We start from the raw sequence: 24,935 nt of genomic DNA, 5'->3' as shown, positions 1-24,935 counted from the left end.
CCGTGCAAGGCGGTGATCGTGGTTCTTAGTGCAACAACCATTTCTGGCGCCACCCCCGCGTTTGGGCCGAGAATCAGGGGCACATGGCCGCAGAACAAACAACACCAGTCCCCGCCCAGCCGCCTGCCTCTGAATCCGAGCCTTCCACCCCGCCCCCGGCCGAGCCTTCGGGCATGGGGGCGCCGGGCACCCTGATCGAAGACCCGTCAGGCATGACGGCCGCCGACAAGGCGGCTGCCGAGGCCGAAGGCCAGAAGGCGGCCCAGGCCCAGCAGGGCGTCTGGGCGCCGCTGTCCGGCCCCACCTTCCGCATGCTCTGGCTGATCTGGATGGCGGCCAATACCTGCATGTGGATGAACGATGTGGCGGCGGCCTGGCTCATGACCTCGCTGACCACCTCGCCCGTGCTGGTGGCCCTGGTGCAATCGGCCTCCACGCTGCCCGTCTTCCTGCTGGGCCTGCCCAGCGGCGCGCTGGCCGACATCCTGGACCGGCGCCGCTACTTCATCGTCACCCAGTTCTGGGTGGCGGCCGTGGCGCTGGTGCTGTGCCTGTTCGTGCTGTCCGGCCAGATGACGGCGCACTGGCTGCTGGTGCTGACCTTTGCCAACGGCATCGGCCTGGCCATGCGCTGGCCCGTGTTCTCGGCGCTGATCCCCGAACTCGTGCCCAAGCACCACCTGCCTTCGGCCATGGCGCTCAATGCCGTGGCCATGAACGCCTCGCGCATCATCGGCCCGCTGGTGGCCGGCGCCATCATCGCCAGCCTGGGCAGCGCATGGGTGTTCGTGCTGAACGCCGTGCTGTCCATCCTCTCGGGCATCGTGCTGATCCGCTGGAAGCGCCGCCACGTGGCCAACCCGCTGGGCCGCGAGCGCCTGCCCTCGGCCATGCGCGTGGGCCTGCAGTTCGTGCGCGAGTCGCCCCGCATGCATGCGGTGCTGGCGCGCACGGTGTGTTTCTTCCTGCAGTGCACGGCCGTGATGGCCTTGCTGCCCCTGGTGGCCCAGCGCCTGCACGGCCCCACCGAGGGCGGGGGCGGCGCCGAGACCTTCACGCTGCTGCTGGCCTCCATGGGTGCGGGCGCCATCGTGGGCGCCATGTTCCTGCCGCGCCTGCGCCAGGCCATGTCCAAGGAAAGTCTGATCCGGTCGGGCTCTGCCGTGCATGCGCTGGCCACGCTGGCAGTGGCCCTGTCGCCCAATGTCTACATGGCCGTGCCGGCCATGATGCTGGCCGGCATGGCGCTGATCTCCACCGCCAACGTGCTGGGCGTCTCGGCCCAGATGGCCTTGCCCAACTGGGTGCGGGCGCGCGGCATGTCCATCTACCAGATGTCCATCATGGGCGGTACGGCGACAGGCGCCGCGCTCTGGGGACAGGTGGCCAGCATGGTGGGGGTGAGGGGCAGCCTCATGGTGGCCGCCGCCAGCGGCGTGGTCTGCATGCTGCTGGTCCAGCGCCTGGTGCGCGACCGCCAGATCGAGGAGGATTTGAGTCCCTCCAAGGCCTTCCAGCGCCCCGAGGTCAACATCCCCGAAGCCGGCCGCGTGGTCGTCACCATCGAGTACCAGATAGACCCCACCCAGGCCGAGGCCTTCCGCGCCCTCATGCAGGAAAGCCGCCGCAGCCGCATGCGCCAGGGCGCGCTGGGCTGGAGCCTGCTGCACAGCATGAGCCACCCCGAGCGCTACGTGGAGCAGATCATCGACGAATCCTGGACCGAGCACCTGCGCCGCTTCGACCGCGTCACCGCCGCCGACGTGGCCCTGCGCGACCGCAAGCTGGCCTATCACAAGGGCAAGGAACCGCCGCGCGTTACGAGGTACTTCGATACCCCCTGAGGCGCTGCGCGCCTTCCCCCTGAGGGGGACGGCGCCCTCGCAGCGAGGCTGCTCTTGCTCGGCGCGCCTGGCGTTGGGCCGCGCCAGAGCGAGGGACAGTGGATAGAGGTGTGTCTGCGCTGGTCTTGTGCCATGCGGGGCGAGCCTTGGCGCAAAGGATAAAACCGGCGCACCCCAAAGCGGGAAGCGGCGTAGCCGCTCAGGGGGTCACCTCAAGTGCGGTGCCTGGCTGGCAAGGCTGCGCGGCCAGAAGGCCCACAGGCGCAGGTTCTGCTTGATGCGGCCGGCCAGGTCGCCGGCTTCGGGGCCCCAGCCCATGAAGTAGTCGGCGCGCACGGCGCCGACGATGGCGCTGCCGGTGTCCTGGGCGAATACCAGGCGGTTCAGGGCCACGGTGGGCCCGGATGTGGACAGCCAGACCGGCGTGCCGTAGGGAATGCTCTGCTTGTCCACGGCGATGGAGCGGCCCGGGGTCAGGGCCACGCCCTGGGCGCCTTTGGGGCCGAATTGCAGGTCCAGGCCTTCCAGCGGCTCCTCGCGGAAGAAGACATAGCGCGGGTTGCTCCACAGCATTTCATTGACGCGGCCGGGGTTGGCGGCCACCCAGGCGCTGATGCCGGGCCAGGTGGCGTCGCGCACCAGTCCCTGGTCCAGCAGCCAGCGGCCCACGCTCTTGTAGGGCTGGTCATTGGTGCCCGCAAAGGCGACGCGGATCGTGCGTTGCGCGCCCGTGGGCTCGGTGATGTTCAGGCGCCCCGATCCCTGGATGTGCAGCACCATCGCATCGACCGGGTCGCGCAGCCAGGCGATGGCGCGGCCTGCCAGGGCCGCCTGGGCCTCGGGCATCGTCTCGATCTGCTGGCGCGAGAACCAGGGCTTGCGGCTGCCGAAGCCGGCGCCGGCCGGCGTCTTGTACAGCGGCACGTTGAAGCCGTCGCCCGGCAGGCGCCGTGCCTCGAACAGCGGCTCGTAGTAGGCGGTCAGCATGCCGTCCGGGCCACCGCCCAGCGCTTCGATGCGGTAGGGCTGCAGATTGGCCATGAGCCAGGCGCGCTGCTCGTCGCCCGTGGCAATGCTCAGCTGGCGCACGTCCCGGCACAGGCCCGCGAAGACCGAGCTGGGCCGTTCGCAGTTCTTGAGCCAGGCATTCCAGGCTTCGTGCAGCGCGTCTTCCTGCAGGCCGGGCAATTCGCTCCAGTCGGCTGCGATCCAGCGGCTCTTGGTGGGGGTGTTGGTGACCAGCGGGGGCCTGGGTGTCACGGTGACCGGGCCTCCCGGCTGCAGGTCGGGCACGGGCGAAGGGTCATAGACCGGCTTGGTGGTGGTCGTGCAGGCGACCAGCGTCCCTACAATCAGCGCCATCGCGGCATGGCGCAGGAGGTGGAAATTCATGGGGTTGATTTTGCTCGAAGCACTGCTGGCCTTGGTGATTCTGGTCGCTATTGTGTGGTGGACCATGTTCTCCGGGCGCCGCAAGGGCGAGTTGCCCGTGGACACGCCACGGGATTCGCATCCGTCTCCAGACAAACCCTCTCCCGGGCAGGATCGCAGCGGCCCGTGACGGCCGTGGAGGCAGCCTCGCGGAGCGGGCGCCGTCCTACGGGTATGCCCTGCCCGCACTGATAGGCTGTGCTCAGCCTGCTTTCCACAATGGGGACCCTGGCGCTACCGCACGGTGCGTTCCCAAGATTCAAAAAGGAGTTTCCCATGCGCAAGCACATCGTTCTGGCCGCCGCAACGGCTGCCGCACTGTTCATCTCCGGCTGCGCGAACATGAGCGACACCCAGCGCCGCACGGCCACGGGTGCTGGCGTGGGCGCTGCAGCCGGCGCCGTGCTGGGCGCGGTCACCGGCGGCAGGGCCGGCACGGGCGCCGTGATCGGTGCCGGCGTGGGTGCACTGGGCACCTACATCTGGTCGCAGAACATGGAAAAGCAAAAGCGCGAGATGGAGCAGGCCACCCAGGGCACGGGCGTGAACGTGAGCCAGACGGCCGACAACCAGCTCAAGCTCGACATTCCCAGCGACATCTCGTTCGATACCAACCGTTCCGACATCAAGGGCAACTTCGCCCCCATCCTGGACCGCTTCGCCGAAGGCCTGCGCAACAACCCCAATGCCGAGGTGCGCATCATCGGCCACACGGACAGCACGGGCTCGGACGCCATCAACAACCCGCTGTCGCTGGACCGCGCCAACAGCACGCGCAACTACCTGACCATGCGCGGCGTCTCGGGCGCTCGCATCGCCACCGAAGGCCGTGGCTCGCACCAGCCCGTGGCTTCCAACGACTCGGCCAGCGGCCGCGCCATGAACCGCCGCGTGGAAATCTTCGTGGGCGAGATCCCGCAGCAACAGCAGCAGCCCCAGTATCAACAGCAGCCGCAGTACCAGCAGCCGCAATACCAGCCCCAGTACCAGCAGCCCCGCTGATCCCGGCTCTGGCCCGGATGCAACGCCCCGCAACGCGGGGCGTTTTTGCGTGGGCAGCCCCCTTCCTTGCCCTATGCTGGCACCCATCCATCAATGGGGGGTCGTATGAGTGAAGCAAGCACAGCAGGCATGGCCGACGTGGTCAGCCCGCTCGACAAGGGCCTGGGTGCGCTGTCGGCGCCCTGCGCGCCGCAGGACGCTGCAGCTCAGGGCTGGAACCTGCTGCGCGAGGATCTGGGCCTGCCGGCCGCCGTGCTCTCGCAGTCGCGCCTGGCGCACAACCTGGCCTGGATGCAGCGCTTTGTGGACGCCTACGGCGCCAAGCTCGCGCCCCACGGCAAGACGACCATGGCGCCCCGCCTTTTCCGCCAGCAGATCGATGCGGGCGCCTGGGGCATTACCTTGGCGACCGCCCAGCAGACACGCGTGGCCCATGCCCACGGCGTGCGCCGCGTGCTCATGGCCAACCAGCTGATCGGACGGCGCAATATGGCCGCCGTGGCCGAGCTGCTGGCCGACCCCGGTTTCGAGTTCTTCTGCCTGGTGGACTGCGCCGAGCAGGTCGAGCAACTGGCGGCCTTCTTTGGCGCGGCGGGCCAGTCCGTGCAGGTGCTGATCGAGCTGGGCCCGCCCGGCGGGCGCACGGGAGTGCGCTCCGATGCGCAGATGCAGCCGCTGCTGGACGCGCTGGCAAGAGCTGGCGCGGCCGTGCAACTGGCCGGCATCGAGGTCTACGAAGGCGTGCTCAAGGAAGAGGATGCCATCCGCACCCTGCTGCGGCGCGCCGTTCACTGGCTTGAGCGGCTCGCAAGCGATGGACGATTGCAGCGCAGCCCGGCCGTGCTCACGGGGGCCGGCTCGGCCTGGTACGACGTGGTGGCCCAGGAATTCGGCAAGGCCGATATAGGGGGAGCGCTGGATCTGGTGCTGCGCCCCGGCTGCTATCTCACGCATGACGCGGGCATCTACCAGGCAGCGCAGCAGCGCATCGACCAGACCAACCCCGTGGCGCAGCAGATGCGTGCCAGCCTGCTGCCTGCGCTGCAGGTCTGGGCCTATGTGCAGTCACTGCCCGAGCCTGGCCGCGCCATCGTGGCGCTGGGCAAGCGCGATACCGCCTTCGAGGCCGTGCCGCCCCGGCCCGCGCTGCGCTACCGCCCCGGTGATGCCGCGCCGGTGGCCGCACCGCCCCATTGGGAGGTCACGGCCATGATGGACCAGCATGCTTTCCTGAAGGTGGCCGAGGACGATGGCCTGCGCGTCGGCGACATGCTGGCCTTCGATATCTCCCACCCCTGCCTGACCTTCGACAAATGGCGGCAGATGGCCGTCGTCAACGATGGCTACGACGTGGTGGACGTGATCGCTACGTATTTCTGAGGATGTCAGCCGTGCGTGCGCAGCAGGTTGGCCAGTTCCACGGCCGACTTGACCTGCATCTTGTCGAAGACGCGCGCGCGGTGGACTTCGACGGTGCGCACGCTGATGTCCAGCTGGTCGGCGATGAGCTTGTTGGGAATGCCCTCCACCACCAGCCGCATCACGTCGCGCTCGCGCTCCGTCAGTTCGTTGAAGCGCGCGCGCACGGCCTCGCGAGCGCGGGTCTCGGCCTGGTGCTGGGCTGACAGTTCCAGCGCCTGCTCGATGCGGTCCACGAGCGCGTTGTCCGAAAAGGGCTTCTCGCAGAAATCGAAGGCGCCGCGCTTGACCGTGTCCACGGCCGTGGGTACGTCGGCATGGCCGGTCAGGAAGATCACGGGCATGCCCGCGATCTGGTTGCGCTCCAGCATGAGGTTGAACAGCGCCAGCCCGCTCATGCCGCCCATGCGCATGTCCAGCAGCAGGCAGCAGGGATTGCGTGGCGGCGGGCGCGACTGCAGCATGGCGTCGAAGGCCTCTGCGCTGTCATAGCATTCGCTGAGCAGGCGGCGCGAGCGCAGCAGCCAGGCCAGCGCTTCGCGTACATCGGTGTCGTCATCGACGATGTAGACGGTGGCGTCGGGTACAGGTTCCATGGGCCTATTGTTCCATCTATGGTTCCACCTGTGCCGGGTTGTGGGTCGGCAGCGTGAAGGCGAAGACGGTTCCGCGCGGGCTGTGCGGGCTGTGCTGCAGGTGGCCGCCATGCTGTTCGACCACGGTGCGGCACAGGCTCAGGCCCAGGCCCATGCCCTCGTTGCGCGTGGTGAAGAAGGGCGTGAACAACTGCTCCGCCACATGCTTGGGGATGCCGCTGCCGCAGTCGATGACGGCGAATTCCACCCAGCTGCGGCGCGTGCTGGCGGCCGCACGCCGCACGCGCAACTGCAGTTCGCGGTCCACGGTCTCGGGCGAGTCCATGGCCTGCATGCCGTTGCGCGCCAGGTTGAGCAGCACCTGCTCGATCATGGTCGGATCGCAGAGCACGGGCGACAGGCCGGGCTCGATATCGGTGGTCACGCGCACGCCCAGGTTGCGCGCCTGCAGGCTGACCAGCGGCAGCACGGCGTCTATGAGTTCGGCGGCACCTATGACTTCGCGGGACTGGTCGCGACGCCGCACGAAGTCGCGCACGCTCTTGATCACGCGGCCTGCACGGTCGGCCTGGAAGCTGATGCGCTCCATGGCCATGCGCAAGTCCTGCAACTGCTGGCGCAGATGGGCTTCGTTTCCGGCGTTGCCTGCCGCACCGTCGTCGCTGCCCAGCATGTTCAGCGATCCCGTGGCGTAGCTGGAGATGGCCACCAGCGGCTGGGTGAGTTCATGGCTGAGCAGCGACGCCATTTCGCCCACGGTGGCCAGGCGGGCCGTGGCCTGCAGGCGCTCCTGCGAGGCGCGCGAGATCTCTTCCATGCGCTTTTGCTCGCTGATGTCGATGAAGGCGCTCATCCAGCCCGTGTGCTGGCCCTGGGCGTTGATCAGCGGCGCCTCGAAGATCAGCACCGGAATGCGTGTGCCGTCCTTGCGCATGAAGATGCTTTCGTGGCCCTCGCGCGGCGGCGGTGCGTTGCCGGACAGGCGGTTGTCGCGCCGGCGCGCGTAGATTTCGGCGCGCTCGGGCGGCCAGTAGGGCGCGATGCTCAGGCCCAGCAGCTCCTCGGCCGTGAAGCCCACCATGTTGCAGAAGGCCGGATTCACATAGCTGATGCGGCCCTGCAGGTCGCGCGCGCGCAGGCCCGTGACCAGCGAGTCCTCCATGGCCTTGCGAAAGGCCAGCGCATCGCCCAGGTCACGCTCGGCACGCAGGCGGCGGCGGTTGTCTCGCACCAGCACGGCGACCACGGAGACCAGGGCGATGGACATCAACGTCACCAGGGCCGTGAGCACGTTGGGGAACACGCTGGGTGCGCGGTGCCAGCTGTCCATGCGCAGCACCAGGGTGCTGCCGGGCAGATCCAGCAGCTGCTGCGCCGTGAACATGCGCGTGCCGCGCCAGGAGGCGCCAAGCAGGGCCAGGCGCGTGCCGTCGGGCTCGGTGAAGGACACTTCCTGGGTGCGCGGCAGGTTCTTGCTGACCTGGGTGATGAGCAGGCTTTGCAGGCTGTAGGTGCCGATGACGAAGCCGATGATGTGGCCGCTTTGCGTCAGCGGCAGGCAGACCTCCATCATCTCCGTGCCCAGGCCCTCGGCCAGCAGCTGGAAGTAGCTGGGCGAGTAGGCGGGGCCGTTCAGGCGGCGCGCGTGGGTGCAGGTCAGCACGGCCTCGGGGTGGGTGTTGTTCGTGCGCAGCTGGTCTTCCCACTGCACGTTGCGATAGGGGGTCTCGGCATGGGAGCGGATCTGCAGGCCCGCGTCGCGCCACTCGATGCGCATCAGCTCGCGGCGCACCTGCAGCAGCTCGGCGGCGCGGGTCTTCCATTCGGCGGGCTCGTTGTCGGGCGCGTTCAGCGCCTGCAGGTCCTGCAGGTTGCGGTTGAGCGCTGCGCGTATGTCGGCCACGGCATTGGCCGTGTCGCGCTCCAGCTTGTCCTGGACCTGGGAGGCCTCGTAGCGCCCGGCCAGCCAGACCATGGTGACGAGCATGCTCAGGACCAGGGCGACCAGCAGGCTCCACAGCGACCAGCGGCGCCAGGCCGTGCGCCAGCGGCGCCAGGGCCAGCGGCCTTCGGGCATGGGCGACATCGGTGACATGGCCGGCATGGGCGGCATGGGCGGGTGCGGTGGATTCACAGGACGCGGTGCTCCAGGGCCGGCAACTGGCGGCGCACATGCGCCAGGCGCTCGCGCTTGATCTCGCCCAGCACCACGCCGGCGCCCTCGGCCTGCTGCGCCAGCACCATGCCCCAGGGATCGGCCAGCAGGCTGTGGCCCCAGGTACGGCGGCCGTTTTCATGGTGGCCGCCCTGGGCGGGCGCCAGCAGGTAGGCCTGGTTTTCGATGGCGCGGGCGCGCAGCAGCACTTCCCAGTGCGCCAGACCCGTGATGTGGGTGAAGGCGGCGGGCACCAGCAGCAGGTCGGCGCCCTGCTCGGCAAGGCGGCGGTACAGCTCGGGAAAACGCAGGTCGTAGCACACGCTCAGACCCAGGCGCCAGGTCTCGCCCTCGCGCGAGGTGATGTCGCAGGTCACGGGCGTGTGGCCCGCCTGGACCACGGTGGCTTCCGTGTAGCGCTCGCGTCCGTTGTCGTAGTGGAACAGGTGGATCTTGTCGTAGCGCGCCACGCATTCGCCCTGGGGCGAGAACACCAGGGAGCTGTTGAGCACATGGGCATCGTCATCGGCCACCAGGGGCAGGGTGCCGCCCACGATCCACAGCTGCAGCTCGCGTGCTGCGCGGCGCAGGAAGTCCTGGATGGGGCCTGCGCCGAAGCTCTCGCGGTAGGCCAGCTTGTCGGTGTCGCGCAGGCCCATGGCGCAGAAATACTCGGGCAGGGCCGCGAGTTCGGCACCCTGGTCGCGCGCCTGGCGCAGCAGGGCCAGCGCCTGGTCGAGGTTGGCGCGCACATCGGGTTCCGACACCATTTGCAGGGCTGCGATTTTCATGGGTTCTCTCCTGAAGAAGCGGGCTCGGTGGCGCCGGAGGGCGTGCTGGCGGGGCTGTTGGCGGCAGGATCGGAGGGTGTCGTGGCCCGGCGCCGCGGCAGGGCCGTGACCTGGGGCTCGTCCCAGCTGCCGTCGATGCGGAATTCCTTGGTGGCCGCCGCGATCAGCGGGCCGCGCAGCAGCACCTGCGCCAGGAAGCTGCCCAGGCCGACCACGGGGTTGATGGCCGTGGCCACCAGGGAGGCCGTCATGGCATTGATCTCTGGCACCACCACCACATGCAGATTCTGCGTCTCCTGGACCAGGTCGGCCGTGCCCTCCATCAGCACGGCGGCGTTGACGCCCTTCATCTGCATGTTGTTGGTGCGCGCCACGCCGTCGGTGATCTGCACGTCGCCGCGCATGAAGTCGAAGGCGAAGCCGTTGCTGAACACATCGCGGAAATCCAGGGTCAGCCGGCGGGGCAGCGCCTGCAGGCTGAGCACGCTCAGCAGCTTGGCCAGGCCCGGCTCGGCCTTGAGGAACTGGCCGGTCTGCACATCCAGGTGCATGGAGCCAGAGAGGCTGCGGAAGTCGGGCGTGATGGGCGAGCCCGTCCAGCCCGCCGATCCCTGCAGCACGCCCTTGCCGTTGCCCACCACGCCGGGCATATCGAAGCGCGTGAGCAGCTTGCCCACGTCGCGCAGGTCCAGCTGGAACTGCAACTGGCTGCGCCCCGGGTGTTCGGACTGGCCCTGGGGCAGGCGCCACTGGCCGCTGGCCGTCAGCGTGGCCTCGGGCGTGGCGATGTTGAAGCGCGACAACTGCCATTCGCGCGCCGCCGCATCGCCGGGAACGGGGCGGTTGCGGGCCTCCACTTCCAGGCGGCCCAGGGCGTGGCCTGACAGGTGCATGTCGTCCACCACGATCTGCAGGGCCGGCAGCTGGCGCGGCCCCTCGCTGAACAGGGCGTCCACGCGGTCGGATTTGGCCTCGGGCACCGTCAGGCGTGACAGCCGGGCCACCAGCTGCCCTTCGGGCTGGGCATCCGTGCCTTCGCGAAAGCCCACGTAGCCGTCAAGCTCCTGGGAGGCGAGGTTGCTGTGCCACGAGCCGCCATCGCGCGATATCCCCGCCACCACGTCGTGCAGCTGCCGCCCCTTGGCCTGCAGCTGCTTGACGCGCAGGGTCAGCCGGTCGGGGAGGTATTCGCGCGCCGGGTCCGCGGCATCGGCGGGCTCCGGCTTGGCGCCGCTGGACTGCGGCGCCAGTGCCAGCCAGTCGTCGAGATTGAACAGCGGCAGCTGCACATGGGCCTGCACGCCCTGGCCCGAAGTGGAAGCCGTGCCCGCTTCCTGGCCGATAAGGATGCTGCCGTGCAGAACACGGCTGTGCTTGCCACTGATGTCGCGCTCATAGAACACCGAGCCCGTATCGCCCAGTTGCACGCTGATCTGGTCGCGCAGCGGGGCATCGGGCGAGGTGAAGCTGGCGGGTGCGAGCTGGTGGCTCACGTTCAATGGCTGGATGGACTCCGCTGCCTTGCCCAGCGGGGCGGGCAGGTTGATGCGCATGCCTTGCAGGCTGGACTGGACCTGGATTTCGGGTGTTCCGCGCCGCACCTTCAGCAGCAGGGAATAGGGCGACTGGCCTTCGGCATGGCGGGCCAGGTCGGCCACCCAGCCCAGCTCCCTGGCTTCGCGCAGCCCCTGTGCCGTTGCCGTGCCTTGCACGCGCACCTTGACGGAGGATTCGGTGGCCGGCGCATTGCGCGCCAGCGCCTGCATGCCGCCATCGGCGCGCAGCTCACCGCCCAGCGCGCGCGCCTGCAGGCCGGCCAGCGAGAAGCCGGTTTCGGAGAACTTGACGGCCCCGCGCAGCTGGCTCAGATGGGGCGTCTGATCATCGAGCTGCAGGGAGTTGCCCGCCAGCGTGACCTGTCCAGACACCTTGCTGCGGTCCAGATGGTCGATGGGCAATTGCAGCTGCAGGGCCAGTTGCGCGGCGCCCGTGGCCTCGCTGCCGTCCAGCACGTGCCCGGTCAGCGCCGACAGGGCCGAGGTCTTGACCACGCCCAGCATGTCGGCCAGCGGGCCCTGGCCCTTGGCGGTGACGGCCACCTCGGTGTGGCCCAGGTTGGGAATGCTGGCCTGGATGTCGCGCATCTGCAGCTGCGGGTAGCCCGCGAACTCGCCGCGTGCATTGCGCACGGCCATCGATGAACGGTCGAAGACCAGCTCACCCGACAGATCGACCAGGGCCGGCCAGGGCGCCTCGCCATGCGTGAGCAGATGGGGTGGCACATATTCATAGTGCACGTCATGCAGCTTGGCAGCGATATGGAACTCGCCCTGGCTGGGCTTTTCTGCCGGCACGTGGTCCAGGTGTCCGCGCACCTTGAAGTTCACCGTGCTTGCGCGCCCGGCGTGGATGGCCTCTCGCACGTAATGGCGCGCATCGGCGGGGATTTCCAGCGGAAGGTAGCGGTGCACGCGCGTGCCGTCTGCGTTGCGCAACTGGCCCTGCAGGTCCAGCACGCCCGGAAAGCGCGGGTGCTTGTCGCTGCCGTCGCCGGTGTGCCATTGCGCACGGGCCTCGCCCTCGGTGTCATCGTTGGCAAAGCGCAGGTTGGGCACCTGCACGCTGATGGCCTGTCCGCGCAACTGCCAGCGCAGGCTGGCCTGCAGGCGGTGCAGCGGGATCTCGGGTTCCTCGAAGACGCCAGGAAAGGACAGCGCGGCCGGCTGCTGCCCCGTGCCCTCCATCTCCAGCTGCGCCTGTCCGCCGTCCTGGTCCAGCGAGAAGCGCGCGTTCAGGCCCTTGATGCCGGGCATGCCCGGCTTCGTGGGGCCTTCGGACGATGCCACTCCGTCGATCGACAGCTGCTGCAGTTCGCCGCTGGCCTTGTACTGCTGCAAGGACTCCAGCGGACCGCGCCAGCTTCCCTGGAACTGGCGCAGCTGGCCGGCCGGGGCCATGTCGGTCAGATGGCGCTGCAGCTGCTCGGGCAGCGGCAGGCGCCGGCCCAACTGGGCAAGGATGGCCAGGTCAATGCCATCGGCCTGGAACTCGCCCTGCTCGCCCAGCGCCCCCTGCGTGCTTGCGCCCGCAGGGTTGTAGCGCGCGCGCAGGTTGCCGGCAGGCCAGTGCAGGCCGTCACCCGTGGAGAACTCCAGGTTCTGCGCGGCGAAGCGCCAGCCGTCCTGGTGCTGCACGCTCAGCCGGCCCGTCAGCGCCTGCAGTTGCAGCGGCTCCAGGTTCTCGCGCCACTGCAGTTGCAGGGCATTCACCGCCACATCGGCCATGGCACCCACGGGCTGGCCCTGGCGCAGGTCGATCCAGGCGCGCAGTGCGCCCCGGCCCTGCTGCAGGCGCAGGTCGGACGTATCCATGTATTGCCCGAGCCGGGACAGGTCGATCTGCGTGAACATCGCATGGGCCTGTCCGCTCCAGCGCTGCCAGTTGCCCTCGTGCGTGGACAGCAACGGCTCGCGGAACAGGCCGGCGAGCATGAAGCGCTCGCCCCAGCCTTCGGGCGGCGTGGCATCCAGGCGGATTCCGTGGCTCCAGCCCTTGTTGCGCAGCACCAGATCCACATCGCGCAAGGCCAGCGGCGGTGCCTGGCGCAGTTCGTCCACCCACAGCAGGCTGCCGCCGCGCAGGGCCAGCTCGGTCTGGGAAAACATCCAGTCGGCGGCGGCATTGTCCCCGCCCGATGAAGGGCTGATCTCGATGCCGGCCACGAAGACACGGCCATCGGCCGCGCGGCGGACCACGAGTTCGGGGCGGTCGATATAGATCTGCTCCACGCCCAGGCGCATCAGCGAGCGGGCCGAAACGGCCACCACCACGCTGGGCAGGCGCAGGGCGTCCGCGGTGTGTTCTGGGTCTTCGACCACCACGTCGCCCAGCTCGAACCGGGGGACCAGTCCCTCGCTGCGGGCCGTGATGCTGCCTATGCGCACGGGTAGGCCCAGCGTGCGTGAGGCCAGGGATTCCAGCTGAGGACGCCATTCGCCGATTCGCGGCACAATCCAGCCATGGAGCACCCCCCACACGGAGCCCAGGACCAGCCAGAAGGCCAGGACCAGCCCCAGTGACCACCGCGCAAGGCCGGCCATCCAACGGGTCAGGCGTGTGGGGTGCGGTTTCGGTTCGATCATCGGCGGCATCAGCTATGACGGGAATTATGACCGGCACCCTCGGGGACCGGACGGTAACCAAGGGTTGCTGCGATCCCTCTGCGCGTGAGTGGCCGCTTCTTTCGCGTTCCGTATGCAATCCTCAGAGCACGCAATGGCAGACACGGCCTTGAATGTCCCCGCACAGGCCGCCTATTCCCGTTTCCACCAACGGCTGCATCGTCGCTATGGCGACGAGTTGAGCCTGTTGCCGCCGGGCCCGCCCGAGCGCGCCTCCATGGAGCAGGCCCTGTCGGCGCTGCTGGAGCGCGGGCTGGACCTGTCGGCCGCGCTGCGCGTGCTGCGCCAGCTGGTCATGGAGCGCACCATGGTGCTCGACTGCGAGCAGCAGGCGCCGCTAGCCGTGGTCACGCGGGCCGTGACCGAGCTGGCCGAGCTGGCGCTGGAGCGCGCCTGCATCCAGGTGCGCGCCGAACTCGATGCGCGCCATGGCGCACCGCAAGGCCCCGAGGGCCGGCCCGTGCAGCTGTGGATCATAGGCATGGGCAAGCTGGGCGCGCGCGAGCTCAATGTCTCCAGCGACATCGACCTGATCTACGTCTACGAGCAGGACGGCGACACGGCCGGCCTGCCCGACGGGCGCGGCGTTCTCTCCAACCATGAGTACTTCGCGCGCGTTGTCAAAGGCATCTATGGCCTGATCGGCGACACCACCGAGCACGGATTCGTGTTCCGCGTGGACCTGGCGCTGAGGCCCAACGGCAACTCGGGGCCGTCGGCTGTCTCGCTGGCCTCGCTGGAAGAGTATCTGCAGACCCATGGCCGCGAGTGGGAGCGCTTCGCCTGGCTCAAGAGCCGGGTGGTGGCGCCCATGGACAGCGTGCGCTCCACGCAGGTGCAGGCGCTGCGCGCCGTGGTCCTGCCCTTCGTCTTTCGCCGCTATCTGGATTACGCGGTCTTCGATGCGCTGCGTTCGCTGCACCGCCAGATCCGCGAGCATGCGGCGCGGCGCAGCGCGGGCCATCCCGGCCGCTCCAATGACGTCAAGCTCTCGCGCGGCGGTATCCGCGAGATCGAATTCACCGTGCAATTGCTGCAGGTGGTGCGTGGCGGCCAGTTCCCCGAGCTGCGCTGCCGCCCCACGCTGGAGGCGCTGGGGCGCCTGGCGCGCGCCGGCCTCATGAGTCAGGAAGTGGCCGACGCCCTGGGCGCGGCCTATACCTTTTTGCGCCGTGTCGAGCACCGCATCCAGTACCTGGACGACCAGCAGACCCATGTGCTGCCCACGCGCGATGACGACCTCGAATGGATTGCGCGCACCATGGGCTTTGCCGATACCTGCGCCTTCCTGCACCAGTTCGACGCCCACCGCGAAAAGGTGGCCGAGGAGTTCGACACCCTGCTCGGCGGCTCTGCCCCGCCGCAATGCAGCGCGGGCCGATGCAACGGCGCCCGCAGCCCTGCACAGGGAGGAACGCCGCGCGAGATCGATGGACTCATGGAGCAGCTGCCGCCCGCCCTGGCCGCCCACGTGGCCGACTGGCGCGGCAACGCCCGCATCGCCAACCTGCGCGACGAGGCGCGCAGCCGGCTGTTCCGCCTTGTGCAGCGCACGGCGCAATGGGTGGCCGAGCGCAGCGTGCCCGAAGACGCCGCAGTGCGCTTTCTGAACTGGCTGGAGCCGCTGCTGCGCCGCGAAAGCTATCTGGCCCTGCTGCTGGAGCGCCCTGCCGTGCACGAGCGGCTGCTGGACCTGCTGGGCGCGGCGCGCTGGCCCGCGCGCTATCTGCAGCAGCACCCGGGCGTGATCGACGAGCTGGCCAACGACGCCATGCTGGGCGAGCGCTTCTCTCCCATGGATTTCGAGCATGAGCTGGCCCTGCGCCTGGCCGCGCTGCAGACCACGGGCGAGGACGACGACGAAACCCTGCTGAACCTGCTGCGCCGCGCCCACCATGCCGAGGTCTTTCGCACGCTGGCGCGTGATATCGAGGGCCGCATCACGGTCGAGCAGGTGGCGGACGACCTCAGTGCGCTGGCCGACTGCGTGCTGCGCGTGACGGCCAGCTGGTGCTGGAGCCGGCTCAAGAACCGCCACCGCGAGTCGCCGCAGTTCGCCATCATTGGCTACGGCAAGCTCGGCGGCAAGGAACTGGGCTACGGCAGCGACCTGGACATCGTCTTCGTCTTCGATGACGACGACGAGCACGCCTCCGAGATCTATGCCGCCTTTGTGCGCAAGCTCATCAACTGGCTGGCCGTCAAGACGGGCGAGGGCGATCTGTTCGAGATCGACACCGCGCTGCGCCCCAATGGGAACTCCGGCCTGCTGGTGACCAGCTTTGCCTCCTATGCCAACTACCAGCAGCAGCGCGGCAGCAACACGGCATGGACCTGGGAGCACCAGGCCATGACGCGGGCGCGCTTCGTGCTGGGCAGCGACGATCTGCAGGCCCGCTTCGACGCCGTGCGCGAGGCCGTGATCACCGCACCGCGCGACGCTGCGGCCCTGCGCGACGAGATCGTGGCCATGCGCGAACGCGTTCGCACTGCGCATCCGGTGCGCGGCGGCCTCTTCGACGTCAAGCACAGCCCCGGCGGCATGGTCGATGTGGAGTTCGCCGTCCAGTACCTGGTTCTCTCGCAATCGGCCCTGCATCCGGGTCTGATGGCCAATCTTGGCAACATCGCGCTGCTGCAGCGTGCGGAAGAGGCGGGCCTGCTGCCTGCAGGCGTGGGCCAGCAGGCAGCCCGGGCCTACCGTGAACTGCGCCGCCTGCAGCACGTGGCGCGGCTGGACGAGCGGACGGCCCAATTGGTACCCGGCCAGGCCGAACCGCTCAGTGCGCCGGTCAAGGCCCTGTGGGAAGCGGTTTTCACGGGGGCCGCTCTGGTGTGAGGATGCGGGGAGGGAAGGTGGTCGGCCCTGGCCGACGCCGTCCCGTCAGCATCCATCGAACACGGCCTACAGCAGAATGACGCTCCTCGTCAAAATGTTACATTTTTCCCGCCCCCGACCCCTGGAACTTCTGCAAAAGTAGCTCATCTATTGGACAGGTTGACGAGAGAGGGTATCCAGACCGAATTTCACGTTGCGAAGCCTCTGGGGCCACAGTCCTGAACTGTTCCGCCCGAAGCGCTTCTCCTCCCTCCCTCTCTTTATTCGTTTCGGGATGCTTCGCAACTTTTTTATGCCAGCAAAAAGGCCACCCATCGGGTGGCCTTTTTTGTTGCCGCGGCAGCTGCCGTTGTCGTTGCGGGGGTGACCCGTTTTCAGGACAGGGGCGGGCGTGTGGCCGCAAAGCTGGCGCGTTCCGCCAGCTTGGCCTGCAAGGTGGCCAGATTGGGGTGGTCGGCGCGCCAGTCCAGTTCGGGAAAGCGAAAGTCCAGCCAGCCCAGGGCACAGCCCACGCACACGTCGGCCAGGGTGAAGTGGATGCCGCAGCAATAGGGCTTGTCGCCCAGGCCCTGGGACATTACGTTCAGTGCGGCGCGCACCTTGGCCAGCTGGCGGTCTATCCAGGCCTGGCAACGCTGCTCTTCGCTGCGGCCATCCCAGGTGGCTTCGAGGCGGGCCAGGGCTCCGGCGTCCAGCACGCCATCTGCCAGGGCTTCCCAGGTCTTGATCTCGGCACGCTCGCGGCCTGTGCCGGGGATCAGCTTGCCTACCGGGGAAAGTGTGTCCAGATATTCGACGATCACGCGCGAGTCGAACATGGCATCGCTGCCGTCCATGACCAGGCGCGGCACCTTGCCCAGCGGGTTGCCGGTGCCCGGCGACAGCTCGCGGCTCCAGGGGTTTTCCTCGACGAACTGATAGTCGAGCCTTTTCTCGGCCAGTACGACGCGTACCTTGCGTACGTAGGCGCTGGTGGAGGAACCTATCAGTTTCATGGCTGTTTTCCGTGGCGAAGAGGCGGCCCATGGGCGGGCAGCCGATTCTATGCGCTGCCCGGCGATCTCCCCCTACAGCCCCCGTTTTTGCCGCGCGCACCTACAATCACGGCCCATGAATCTGCCGCACATCTCCGCCCTGTCCCCGCTCGACGGCCGCTACGCCGCCAAACTGTCTCCTCTGCGCCCGATCATGAGCGAGATGGGATATATGCACCGCCGCGTGCAGGTGGAGGTGACCTGGTTCATCGCCCTGTCGGACGCCGGCTTTGCCGAGTTCAAGCCCCTGACCGAAGGCGCCCGCGTCTATCTGCAGGATCTGGTGAAGAACTTCTCCGAGGCCGATGCCGTGGCCATCAAGGACATCGAAAAGACCACCAACCACGACGTCAAGGCCGTGGAGTACTGGATCAAGGGCAAGTTCGACGGCCGTCCCGAGCTGCTCAAGGCCGCCGAATTCGTGCACTTCGCCTGCACCAGCGAGGACATCAACAACACCAGCCATGCGCTGCAACTGCGCGCCGGTCGTGACAGCGTGCTGCTGCCGGCCTTGACGGGCATCACCGGCAAGCTGCGCGAGATGGCCCACGCCTACGCGGCCGTGCCCATGCTCAGCCGCACGCACGGCCAGACCGCCAGCCCCACCACCGTGGGCAAGGAAATCGCCAACGTGCTGGTGCGCCTGGAAAAGGCCTCTGCCCGCATCGCCGAGGTCAAGCTCCTGGCCAAGATGAATGGCGCCGTCGGCAACTACAACGCCCATCTGTCGGCCTGGCCCGAGTTCGACTGGGAAGCCTTCAGCAAGAAGGTGATCGAGTCGCCCGAGCCCCAGGGTCTGGGCCTGAGCTTCCAGCCCTACTCGATCCAGATCGAGCCGCATGACTACATGGCCGAGCTGTTCGACGCCATCGCGCGCGCCAACACCATCCTCATCGACTTCTCGCGCGATGTCTGGGGCTATGTATCCCTGGGCTACTTCAAGCAGCGCCTGAAGGCCGGCGAGATCGGCTCCTCGACCATGCCGCACAAGGTCAACCCCATCGACTTCGAGAATGCCGAAGGCAACCTGGGCCTGGCCAACGCCCTGCTCAAGCACCTGGCCGAAAAGCTGCCCATCTCGCGCTGGCAGCGCGACCTGACCGACTCCACCGTGCTGCGCAACATTGGCGTGGCCATGGGCTATGCCACGCTGGCCTACAGCTCGCTGATGACGGGACTGAACAAGCTCGAACTCAACGAAGAGCGCCTGCAGGAAGACCTGGACCACGCCTGGGAAGTCCTGGCCGAGCCCATCCAGACCGTCATGCGCCGCTACGGCGTGCAGGGCGCCTACGAAAAGCTCAAGGAAGTCACGCGCGGCAAGACCGTGCAGGCCGAAGACCTGCACCGCCTGATCAACGGCCTGGAAATCCCCCAGGCCGACAAGGACCGCCTGCTGGCCATGACGCCTGCCTCCTATGTGGGCAAGGCGGCCGAGCTGGCCCGCCGCGTCTAATCCATCCTTTGCCGCGCCATGAAGGGCGCGCTTCAACCATTCAGGGCTGCCGATGCAAGCACAGGCTTGCTGCGGCAGCTATTGTTTTTGATAGGTTCTGTCTCATGGCCCTCAAATCCACCATCTTCAAGGCGAACCTGTCCATCGCCGACATCGACCACGGCTACTACGCCGACCATGCGCTGACCCTGGCGCGCCATCCCAGCGAGACGGACGAACGCATGATGGTGCGCCTGGTGGCCCTGGCCCTCAATGCACACCAGCTCAATGACATGTGCAAGGGCGACGGCACGCTGGCGTTTGGCGCAGGCCTGTCCGATCCCGAAGACCCCGATGTCTCGCTGACTGACTTCACGGGCGCCAAGCGCCTGTGGATCGAGGTCGGCCAGCCCGAGGAAAAGCCCATCGCCAAGGCCTGCAACAAATCCGATGCGGTGGTGCTCTACGCCTTCCACCATGCGGCCGAGGTCTGGTGGAAGGGCCTGGAGGGCAAGCTGGCGCGGCTGAACAAGCTGCAGGTCTGGCGCATTCCCTCCGAAACATCCCAATCCCTGGCGGAGCTGGCCGAGCGGAGCATGCAGCTTCAGGCCACCATCCAGGAAGGCGCACTGACGCTCAGCAGCAACCTGGGCACGGTCTTCATCGAGCCGCTGCGCTGGAAGTAAACGGGCTCCCGCTCAAGGTCCCCGTCTCAACCCGGCAACTGCATCCGTACGGCCTGGGCGAAGGACTCCACGGTCCAGCCCGCGCCCAGCAGCATGCGGCGCGTGGACAGGCGGTCCATGACATCGTCCGGCACATTGCGGCCAAGATGGATGAGCGACTTGCTGTCCGCAATGCCCACATATCGGCCGTCATAGCTTCGCGCCAGATGGTTCCACAGGCCGTGGGCGCCCGGCGACTGGCGTGCGCCGCTGACCAGGCAGGTGCCTTTGTCCAGCACGCTGCGATACACGGCGCTGGCAATGCCGCGCCGCTGGTAATGTGGCGCAAAGCGCGAATGCGGCGAGCGCACGCGGCGGTCGGTGCGCTTGTCCACCTCGACCAGGCGATTGAACACCGTGTAGCCGGCCAGGCAGCGCCGCTCCATGTCCTCCACGTAGGCAAACCATTCGCCGTCGGCTTCACGCCAGTGCAGCTGGAACTGCGGGTCGTGCAACGGGCGGCGCTCCAGGCCATGGAGCTTGTTGCCGGGCTGGTACAGGCGCTCGTGAATGGCTTCGAGCTCGCCCTCCACCAGCGGCTGCATCACGTCGATGCGCAGCTCGGTGACGTGGCGTGGCGCGCAGCGGGGCAGGGCGCGATGCGCCACGGTATCGCTCAGATGGCGCAGATGGCGCAAGAGCGTGGAAAAAGAGGGGGCGGCAAAAGAGGGTCCGGCTGGGGCAAGGACTAGACAGGTCACGGCAGGGCTCGCTTCGTCGGCTGGCCGTCGGCTGGACTTGTGGCCGGGCAGACGCGTGAAAATCCAACCGCCTTCAGGCTTCAGGATGAAGGCGGCGCAAGAAGAGCGGATTCAGTGAAGCGACGCTGCCCGGTTCCGCGCAGGGCAGCGCATCAAGACCGTGCGGCCTGTCGGGGGCCGATGTTCAGCCGTGCCGCATCACGCTCGCGCAGGCGCGCGGCCGTGGCGGGCCAGGCCTTGCCGGCCGGCACGCGCGTCTCGCCCGCATCACGTGCCGTGAGGCGCAAGCAAAGGCGGAGGTGGCTGTGGCGGTAAGCGGCGGTCTGCAGCATGGCGGCCGATGTTAGGCCGTCTGCAACATCGCACTGGTCCGGTGCGGTATCCGGCAGATCAGCCGGCAATCAACCAGAGTCACGCGATGTGTCCGTGCGCTCGGCCGCACGTTCTGCATAGCGGGTGAAACGCCAGGAGTCGCCCTCTGCCGTGATCCTGCGCCAGACCATCCGCTTTTGTGCCGGCTCCATCGCGGTCCACAGCTGCACTTCGTCAAAGCTGCGGCCGCAGCCCTTGCATCTTTCGTCGCCCTGGCTGGTGGAGCAGATGGCGATGCAGGGCGTATCGGGCGTGGTGTCGTACCAGGCCAGCCAGGCCGCCATGGCGTGCGAGGGAAAGCCCTCAACCTGTACTTCGCTCTCATGCCAGAAGATCATCAGCGCGTACACCTCGGCCAGGGCCCGTACTTCGGGCTGCAGCAGCACGCCGTCCGGGGACGGATGGCGCTCACGCCAGTAGTTGATGGCGGCTTCGATATCGGTGATGTGCAGTGCGGTCATGGACGGTCAGGGGGAAGGGACAGCGATGATAAGACGCCTGCCCGCGCGTGGCCGGGCATGGCTGCAACACTCCGTTGGTTCAAGGGTTGCTATGGATAGTGAAGCATTTGAGGTAGGCAGATAAATGGTCTGGGGGATGCGCGACTTGTGCTTTCCGTGGAAATGAAGGGTTTTTTCACTTGCGTGCCGTGGCGGCTTTGTGTTGCAATCCACAGGTTCGAAGGGGAGTAGCTCTCTGCCGGCGGGGGTGGTTTTTGCAAAGCCACCGTGCCGGCATCGGAATGGTCGTCAATACGAAGCGCAAGCTTCCGGCCTTCCGGGTTGCGGTGCATACCGCAGCCGAGCAAGACCTTTGATGGACCTGATGACGGTCGATCAATGTGTTCTCCCCTGAGCCAGGCATGTCCTTGCCCGGGTAGGCGCTGCGGCGTTGCATCGGTCTTTCTGTGCCGGTGGGTGTTTCTCCAGGAGGGAGGAGTTCTCGCCGGCCTTACTCAACAGCGAGGACCTTATGGACTTGGACTTTCTGACTCACGCCCCGTTCTGGGTGGCCCTGGGCCAAATCATCATCATCGACATCCTGCTGGGCGGCGACAACGCGGTCGTGATCGCGCTGGCCTGCCGCAAGCTGCCGCCCGAGCAACGCAAGAAGGGCATCATCTGGGGCACGGCGGGTGCCATCATCCTGCGCGTCATCCTGATCGCCTTCGCGATGACATTGCTGGCGCTGCCCTTCCTGAAGTTCGTCGGCGCACTGCTGCTGGTGTGGATCGGCATCAAGCTGATTGCTCCTGATGAAGACGGCCACGACAACATCCAGGGCAGCGACAAGCTGCTGGCCGCCATCAAGACCATCATCGTTGCCGACCTGGTGATGAGCGTGGACAACGTGATCGCCATCGCCGGCGCTGCCCAGAGCTCGGGCGAGCACCAGATGCTGCTGGTCGTGCTGGGCCTGTTGATCTCCATCCCCATCATCGTCTGGGGCTCGCAGCTCGTGATCAAGCTGATGGAGCGCTTCCCCATCATCATCGTGGCCGGCGGCATGCTGCTGGGCTGGATTGCCGGCGGCATGCTGGTCACCGACCCCGTCTTCGCCAATACGGAGAAGTGGGACTGGATGGTCAAGCTGCCCCAGACCGACATGCTCAAGTACGGTGCCAGCGTGTTCGGAGCCCTGCTGGTGCTGGCCCTGGGCAAGTACATCGCTTCGCGCCGTCCTGCTCCCAAGGCCGGTGCCCACGGAGCCTGATCCGCTGAAAAGTTGAGGTGGGCGCCGGGTTGGCCCGATGGGCCGCCCGCGCCGATTCGCGACAATCCATGGCAAGGGCGGCCCCGGCCGCCTGCCTCTCCCACTCCCGCAAACCCAGTTCGACAAGGACTTGCTTTGAACCCCATCATCGTCTACGTGGATGACGCTTCCTACGCTCTGCCTCTGGTACAGGCCCTGGCCGCCTCGCCGCAGGCCCAGGCCTCGCACTGGCTGCTGGTGGCCTGCGCACCGCGCATTACCCACCGGGTCAGCAAATGGGTGAGCCACAGCGCACGCGAAAGCTGGCGCGGCAAGTGGGCGGACAAGCTGTTCGCCCAATTGCTGCCGGTGTTCGGTGACAGCGCTGGCAGGATCACGCCGGTGCTGGCCAAGGGCCCGCTGGCCGAACTGGTGGCCCAGCTACAGCAGGAGCACGGCACGGCCCAGATCGTCGATGCACGCCGCCCCAAGCAGGAAGCCACGGCTCCCGCCGTGGCGCCTGCCGCCCCGTTGGGCCGGCGCTGGAATCTTCCGGGAACGCTGGCGGCCATCGGCGCGCTGATGGGCCTGGTGTTCGAGGAAGCGATGATCTAGCGGCTGGCATCTGCCTGGCCGCTCTGGTCAGGCGATCGCTTTCAGGACGCGGCATCCCGGAAACCGGGATGCCGTTTTTCATGGGGTTCTCCGCTCCACGGTTTCCAGTGCGCCGCCTCAACCTGGATCTGCCGGCTGCTGCTATGCTGCCCGCATGAAAATCCTGATCAAATGGCTGCTCAGCGCCGGTGCCCTGCTGGTCGTGGCCTATCTTTACGGTGGCGTGCAGGTCAACAGCTTCAGCTCGGCCATGATCGCGGCGCTGGTCATCGGCCTGCTCAATGCGGTGCTGCGCCCCATCCTCGTGGTGCTGACGCTGCCCGTGACCATCGTGACGGTCGGGCTGTTTCTCTTCGTGGTCAACGGACTGATGTTCTGGGCAGCCTCGGGCCTGCTCAGCGGCTTTCACGTCGCGGGCTTCTGGGCGGCCATGCTGGGCGCGCTCATCTACTCGCTGCTGGGCCTGGCCATCGAATCACTTCTCGCGCGCCTGTTCCCTTAGCAGCTCCTCCACGGCACGCAGCCGCGTGTCCACGATGGAGGCTTCAATGAAATCCACCTTGGGCCCGCCCTTGCGGGCCAGGTCCTGCGCGGCCTTGAAACGGTCCACTGCCGCCGCGTAGTCGTAGTGCGCGACCTGGGCCTCGGCCTCGGCACGCAGCGCGCGCAACTCCTGGCCCTGGGCGCGCTGCACCTGGGCCAGCAACTGCCAGGCGCTGGCATCACGCGGGTGGTCCGTCACCCAGGTCTGCAGCGGGCCCGCCATGCTGGCGGCGCCTTGCTCGCGCAGCAGGATCTGTGTGCGCATCAGCAATTCCGGCCTGCGCACGGCGCGGTTTTCGACCACATTGACGGTGGCCAGGCTGGGGCCGCTCTCCGTTGTCTTGGCGGGGATGGATTCCGTGGGATTGGCCTGGGCAGGCGCAGCTGCCGGCAGGTAGAGCGGTGGCAACGCCTGCAACGCGGCGCCGGGCTTGCCGGCCGTCAGCTCCAGTTCGGCCTGCAGCAGCCTGGCCTGCCGCTGGGCGCCGGCATCTGCGGCGGTTGCCACTTGAAGCCGCCCGGACATTTCCCGCGCTTCGGCCCAATCACGCAATTGCACGGCGCTCAGCGTGGCGGCATATAGCTGCGCCACCTGCTGGGTTTGGGTTTGGCTGCCAAAGCTGGTGGAGCGCGGCTGCTCGGCCCACTGGCGCAGCACATCCACGCCGGGGCGCGACAGCACGCGGGCCCGTGCGGCCATCATCACGTGCTCCAGGGATGGCGCAGGCGCAGGCGCAACGCCACGCGGCAGGCGCGAATGCATGTCGGCCATGCGTTCCGTGGTCAGCGGATGGCTGCGCAGATAGGGCCAGCTGCCGTTGTCATTCAGGCGGTTCGCCTGCTGCAGCTTGTCGAACATGGTCACAAAGCCCTGCGGCGCGAACCCTGCAGGCGCCATCAGCCCGTAGCCCATGCGGTCGGCCTCGCGCTCCATGTCGCGCGAAAAATTCAACTGGTTCTGCACGGCCAGCGCCTGGCCGCCCATCATCATGGCCATGGCGGCATCGGGGCTGCGGCTGGCGGCCAGGGCGCCCAGAATCATCGAGCCGATCATCAACGGCGTCTGCTTGCCCTGCTGCGCAATGAGTCGCGCGATATGGCGCTGGGTGACGTGACTCAGCTCGTGTGCCAGCACCGATGCCAGCTCGTCGCGTGTGCTCACCACGCCGATCAGGCCAAGGTGCACCCCCAGATAGCCGCCGGGCAGCGCAAAAGCATTGACCGATCGGTCGCGCCCCAGCAGGATCTCCCAGGCAAAGCGCTCTTCCAGCTCATCCGAAAGCTCGCCGCGCGTGCGTGCCGCATCGACCAGATGCTGCCAGATGCCTTCCACATATTCCTGCAGCACCGCATCGTCGATGTAGTCCGGATCGCGGTACAGCGAGCGGATGATGCGGTCACCCAACCGCCGCTCGTCACTGGTCGTCGTGGCCGCGCCGTCGCCCAGCGTGGGCAGGCGCAACTGGGCCTGTGCGGGGGCATGCGTTGCGATGGTGAGAGAGGCCGCCAGCAACTGCAGGCCGACGGCGATACGTGTCTTCAGGCGTGATGGGCGCATGG

At 67.6% G+C, this 24,935-nt stretch carries 20 protein-coding genes; 10 read left to right on the top strand and 10 right to left on the bottom strand.

Annotated features, from left to right (window positions below; genetic code table 11):
• Positions 1–83 precede the first annotated feature (83 nt).
• On the top strand, positions 84–1,844 hold the full coding sequence (locus tag IB269_RS14565) for an MFS transporter (protein ID WP_063327528.1): 1,761 nt from the start codon (positions 84–86) through the stop codon (positions 1,842–1,844).
• Positions 1,845–2,051: 207 nt separating this feature from the next.
• On the opposite strand, the gene IB269_RS14560 is transcribed toward IB269_RS14565, so the two are convergent.
• The gene (locus IB269_RS14560; RefSeq protein WP_192367458.1) at positions 2,052–3,236 is read right to left on the bottom strand and encodes a murein transglycosylase A; all 1,185 of its coding nucleotides are present in this window, start codon (positions 3,234–3,236) and stop codon (positions 2,052–2,054) included.
• On the opposite strand from IB269_RS14560, the gene IB269_RS14555 reads away from it, so the two are divergent.
• The 3 genes from IB269_RS14555 to IB269_RS14545 all read left to right on the top strand — a co-directional run bounded on the left by IB269_RS14555 (position 3,235) and on the right by IB269_RS14545 (position 5,657).
• The gene (locus tag IB269_RS14555; protein ID WP_016449371.1) at positions 3,235–3,405 is read left to right on the top strand and encodes a hypothetical protein; all 171 of its coding nucleotides are present in this window, start codon (positions 3,235–3,237) and stop codon (positions 3,403–3,405) included. The two genes, IB269_RS14560 and IB269_RS14555, sit on opposite strands and share 2 nt — an antisense overlap.
• A 146-nt stretch (positions 3,406–3,551) precedes the next feature.
• On the top strand, positions 3,552–4,277 hold the full coding sequence (locus IB269_RS14550; RefSeq protein WP_034389754.1) for an OmpA family protein: 726 nt from the start codon (positions 3,552–3,554) through the stop codon (positions 4,275–4,277).
• 105 nt (positions 4,278–4,382) lie between these two features.
• Entirely contained in the window at positions 4,383–5,657 is a 1,275-nt protein-coding gene (locus IB269_RS14545; protein ID WP_192367457.1) for an amino acid deaminase, read from the top strand.
• Positions 5,658–5,662: 5 nt separating this feature from the next.
• Here IB269_RS14545 and IB269_RS14540 read toward each other — a convergent pair whose 3' ends face one another.
• The 4 genes from IB269_RS14540 to IB269_RS14525 are packed head-to-tail and all read right to left on the bottom strand — an operon-like array spanning position 5,663 to position 13,380.
• Positions 5,663–6,292, bottom strand: coding sequence for a response regulator transcription factor (locus tag IB269_RS14540; RefSeq protein WP_012202778.1), 630 nt, complete (start codon positions 6,290–6,292; stop codon positions 5,663–5,665).
• Between the two features lie 16 nt (positions 6,293–6,308).
• Positions 6,309–8,396, bottom strand: coding sequence for a two-component system sensor histidine kinase NtrB (locus IB269_RS14535; RefSeq protein ID WP_412523747.1), 2,088 nt, complete (start codon positions 8,394–8,396; stop codon positions 6,309–6,311).
• 26 nt (positions 8,397–8,422) lie between these two features.
• Positions 8,423–9,238, bottom strand: coding sequence for a carbon-nitrogen hydrolase family protein (locus tag IB269_RS14530; protein WP_192367456.1), 816 nt, complete (start codon positions 9,236–9,238; stop codon positions 8,423–8,425).
• Positions 9,235–13,380 carry a YhdP family protein gene (locus IB269_RS14525; protein WP_192367455.1) on the bottom strand — a complete coding sequence of 1,382 codons (4,146 nt, stop codon included), beginning with the start codon at positions 13,378–13,380 and terminating at the stop codon, positions 9,235–9,237. The genes IB269_RS14530 and IB269_RS14525 overlap by 4 nt, the downstream gene beginning before the upstream one ends.
• A 133-nt stretch (positions 13,381–13,513) precedes the next feature.
• On the opposite strand from IB269_RS14525, the gene glnE reads away from it, so the two are divergent.
• Entirely contained in the window at positions 13,514–16,258 is a 2,745-nt protein-coding gene (glnE, locus tag IB269_RS14520) for a bifunctional [glutamate--ammonia ligase]-adenylyl-L-tyrosine phosphorylase/[glutamate--ammonia-ligase] adenylyltransferase (protein ID WP_192367454.1), read from the top strand.
• Positions 16,259–16,632: 374 nt separating this feature from the next.
• Here glnE and IB269_RS14515 read toward each other — a convergent pair whose 3' ends face one another.
• On the bottom strand, positions 16,633–17,253 hold the full coding sequence (locus tag IB269_RS14515; RefSeq protein WP_192367453.1) for a glutathione S-transferase family protein: 621 nt from the start codon (positions 17,251–17,253) through the stop codon (positions 16,633–16,635).
• Positions 17,254–17,368: 115 nt separating this feature from the next.
• Here IB269_RS14515 and purB point away from each other — a divergent pair, with 115 nt between their 5' ends.
• Together purB and IB269_RS14505 are read left to right on the top strand one after the other, a co-directional pair.
• Positions 17,369–18,748, top strand: a complete 1,380-nt coding sequence (gene purB / locus IB269_RS14510; RefSeq protein WP_192367452.1) for an adenylosuccinate lyase — start codon at positions 17,369–17,371, stop codon at positions 18,746–18,748.
• A 104-nt stretch (positions 18,749–18,852) separates the two neighbouring features.
• On the top strand, positions 18,853–19,413 hold the full coding sequence (locus IB269_RS14505) for a YaeQ family protein (protein ID WP_012202786.1): 561 nt from the start codon (positions 18,853–18,855) through the stop codon (positions 19,411–19,413).
• A gap of 26 nt (positions 19,414–19,439) precedes the next feature.
• On the opposite strand, the gene IB269_RS14500 is transcribed toward IB269_RS14505, so the two are convergent.
• The 3 genes from IB269_RS14500 to IB269_RS14490 all read right to left on the bottom strand — a co-directional run bounded on the left by IB269_RS14500 (position 19,440) and on the right by IB269_RS14490 (position 20,986).
• Positions 19,440–20,153 (bottom strand): N-acetyltransferase, encoded by a 714-nt coding sequence (locus IB269_RS14500; RefSeq protein ID WP_192367451.1) that lies wholly within the window; start codon positions 20,151–20,153, stop codon positions 19,440–19,442.
• Positions 20,154–20,305: 152 nt separating this feature from the next.
• Positions 20,306–20,440: a hypothetical protein gene (locus IB269_RS29180; RefSeq protein WP_260263915.1), complete on the bottom strand. Its 135-nt coding sequence runs from the start codon at positions 20,438–20,440 to the stop codon at positions 20,306–20,308.
• A gap of 114 nt (positions 20,441–20,554) precedes the next feature.
• The gene (locus IB269_RS14490) at positions 20,555–20,986 is read right to left on the bottom strand and encodes a DUF3717 domain-containing protein (RefSeq protein ID WP_012202788.1); all 432 of its coding nucleotides are present in this window, start codon (positions 20,984–20,986) and stop codon (positions 20,555–20,557) included.
• Positions 20,987–21,497: 511 nt separating this feature from the next.
• Here IB269_RS14490 and IB269_RS14485 point away from each other — a divergent pair.
• From IB269_RS14485 to IB269_RS14475, 3 genes are all read left to right on the top strand, one after another.
• Positions 21,498–22,238, top strand: a complete 741-nt coding sequence (locus tag IB269_RS14485) for a TerC family protein (protein ID WP_012202789.1) — start codon at positions 21,498–21,500, stop codon at positions 22,236–22,238.
• A 135-nt stretch (positions 22,239–22,373) separates the two neighbouring features.
• Positions 22,374–22,832 (top strand): hypothetical protein, encoded by a 459-nt coding sequence (locus IB269_RS14480; RefSeq protein ID WP_013804594.1) that lies wholly within the window; start codon positions 22,374–22,376, stop codon positions 22,830–22,832.
• Between the two features lie 154 nt (positions 22,833–22,986).
• On the top strand, positions 22,987–23,334 hold the full coding sequence (locus IB269_RS14475) for a phage holin family protein (protein WP_012202791.1): 348 nt from the start codon (positions 22,987–22,989) through the stop codon (positions 23,332–23,334).
• Here the strand turns inward: IB269_RS14475 and IB269_RS14470 are convergent.
• Positions 23,308–24,933 (bottom strand): M48 family metalloprotease, encoded by a 1,626-nt coding sequence (locus tag IB269_RS14470; protein WP_063327520.1) that lies wholly within the window; start codon positions 24,931–24,933, stop codon positions 23,308–23,310. The two genes, IB269_RS14475 and IB269_RS14470, sit on opposite strands and share 27 nt — an antisense overlap.
• Between the last annotated feature and the right edge of the window lie 2 nt (positions 24,934–24,935).

The organism is Delftia sp. DLF01 (assembly GCF_014852125.1).
Taxonomy (GTDB): domain Bacteria; phylum Pseudomonadota; class Gammaproteobacteria; order Burkholderiales; family Burkholderiaceae_C; genus Comamonas; species Comamonas acidovorans.
This window is presented reverse-complemented; position numbering and strand designations above follow the sequence as displayed.

What these genes read in the sequence shown, in the direction of transcription:
- IB269_RS14485 (WP_012202789.1), top strand. Translation starts at nt 21,498, where the DNA reads ATGGACTTGGACTTTCTGACTCACGCCCCGTTCTGGGTGGCCCTGGGC.
- IB269_RS14490 (WP_012202788.1), bottom strand. Translation starts at nt 20,986, where the DNA reads ATGACCGCACTGCACATCACCGATATCGAAGCCGCCATCAACTACTGG.
- IB269_RS14555 (WP_016449371.1), top strand. Translation starts at nt 3,235, where the DNA reads ATGGGGTTGATTTTGCTCGAAGCACTGCTGGCCTTGGTGATTCTGGTC.
- IB269_RS14535 (WP_412523747.1), bottom strand. Translation starts at nt 8,396, where the DNA reads ATGCCGGCCATGTCACCGATGTCGCCCATGCCCGAAGGCCGCTGGCCC.
- IB269_RS14545 (WP_192367457.1), top strand. Translation starts at nt 4,383, where the DNA reads ATGAGTGAAGCAAGCACAGCAGGCATGGCCGACGTGGTCAGCCCGCTC.
- IB269_RS14565 (WP_063327528.1), top strand. Translation starts at nt 84, where the DNA reads ATGGCCGCAGAACAAACAACACCAGTCCCCGCCCAGCCGCCTGCCTCT.
- IB269_RS14550 (WP_034389754.1), top strand. Translation starts at nt 3,552, where the DNA reads ATGCGCAAGCACATCGTTCTGGCCGCCGCAACGGCTGCCGCACTGTTC.
- IB269_RS14530 (WP_192367456.1), bottom strand. Translation starts at nt 9,238, where the DNA reads ATGAAAATCGCAGCCCTGCAAATGGTGTCGGAACCCGATGTGCGCGCC.
- IB269_RS14525 (WP_192367455.1), bottom strand. Translation starts at nt 13,380, where the DNA reads ATGATCGAACCGAAACCGCACCCCACACGCCTGACCCGTTGGATGGCC.
- IB269_RS14560 (WP_192367458.1), bottom strand. Translation starts at nt 3,236, where the DNA reads ATGAATTTCCACCTCCTGCGCCATGCCGCGATGGCGCTGATTGTAGGG.
- IB269_RS14475 (WP_012202791.1), top strand. Translation starts at nt 22,987, where the DNA reads ATGAAAATCCTGATCAAATGGCTGCTCAGCGCCGGTGCCCTGCTGGTC.
- purB (WP_192367452.1), top strand. Translation starts at nt 17,369, where the DNA reads ATGAATCTGCCGCACATCTCCGCCCTGTCCCCGCTCGACGGCCGCTAC.
- IB269_RS14515 (WP_192367453.1), bottom strand. Translation starts at nt 17,253, where the DNA reads ATGAAACTGATAGGTTCCTCCACCAGCGCCTACGTACGCAAGGTACGC.
- IB269_RS14540 (WP_012202778.1), bottom strand. Translation starts at nt 6,292, where the DNA reads ATGGAACCTGTACCCGACGCCACCGTCTACATCGTCGATGACGACACC.
- IB269_RS14470 (WP_063327520.1), bottom strand. Translation starts at nt 24,933, where the DNA reads ATGCGCCCATCACGCCTGAAGACACGTATCGCCGTCGGCCTGCAGTTG.
- IB269_RS14505 (WP_012202786.1), top strand. Translation starts at nt 18,853, where the DNA reads ATGGCCCTCAAATCCACCATCTTCAAGGCGAACCTGTCCATCGCCGAC.
- glnE (WP_192367454.1), top strand. Translation starts at nt 13,514, where the DNA reads ATGGCAGACACGGCCTTGAATGTCCCCGCACAGGCCGCCTATTCCCGT.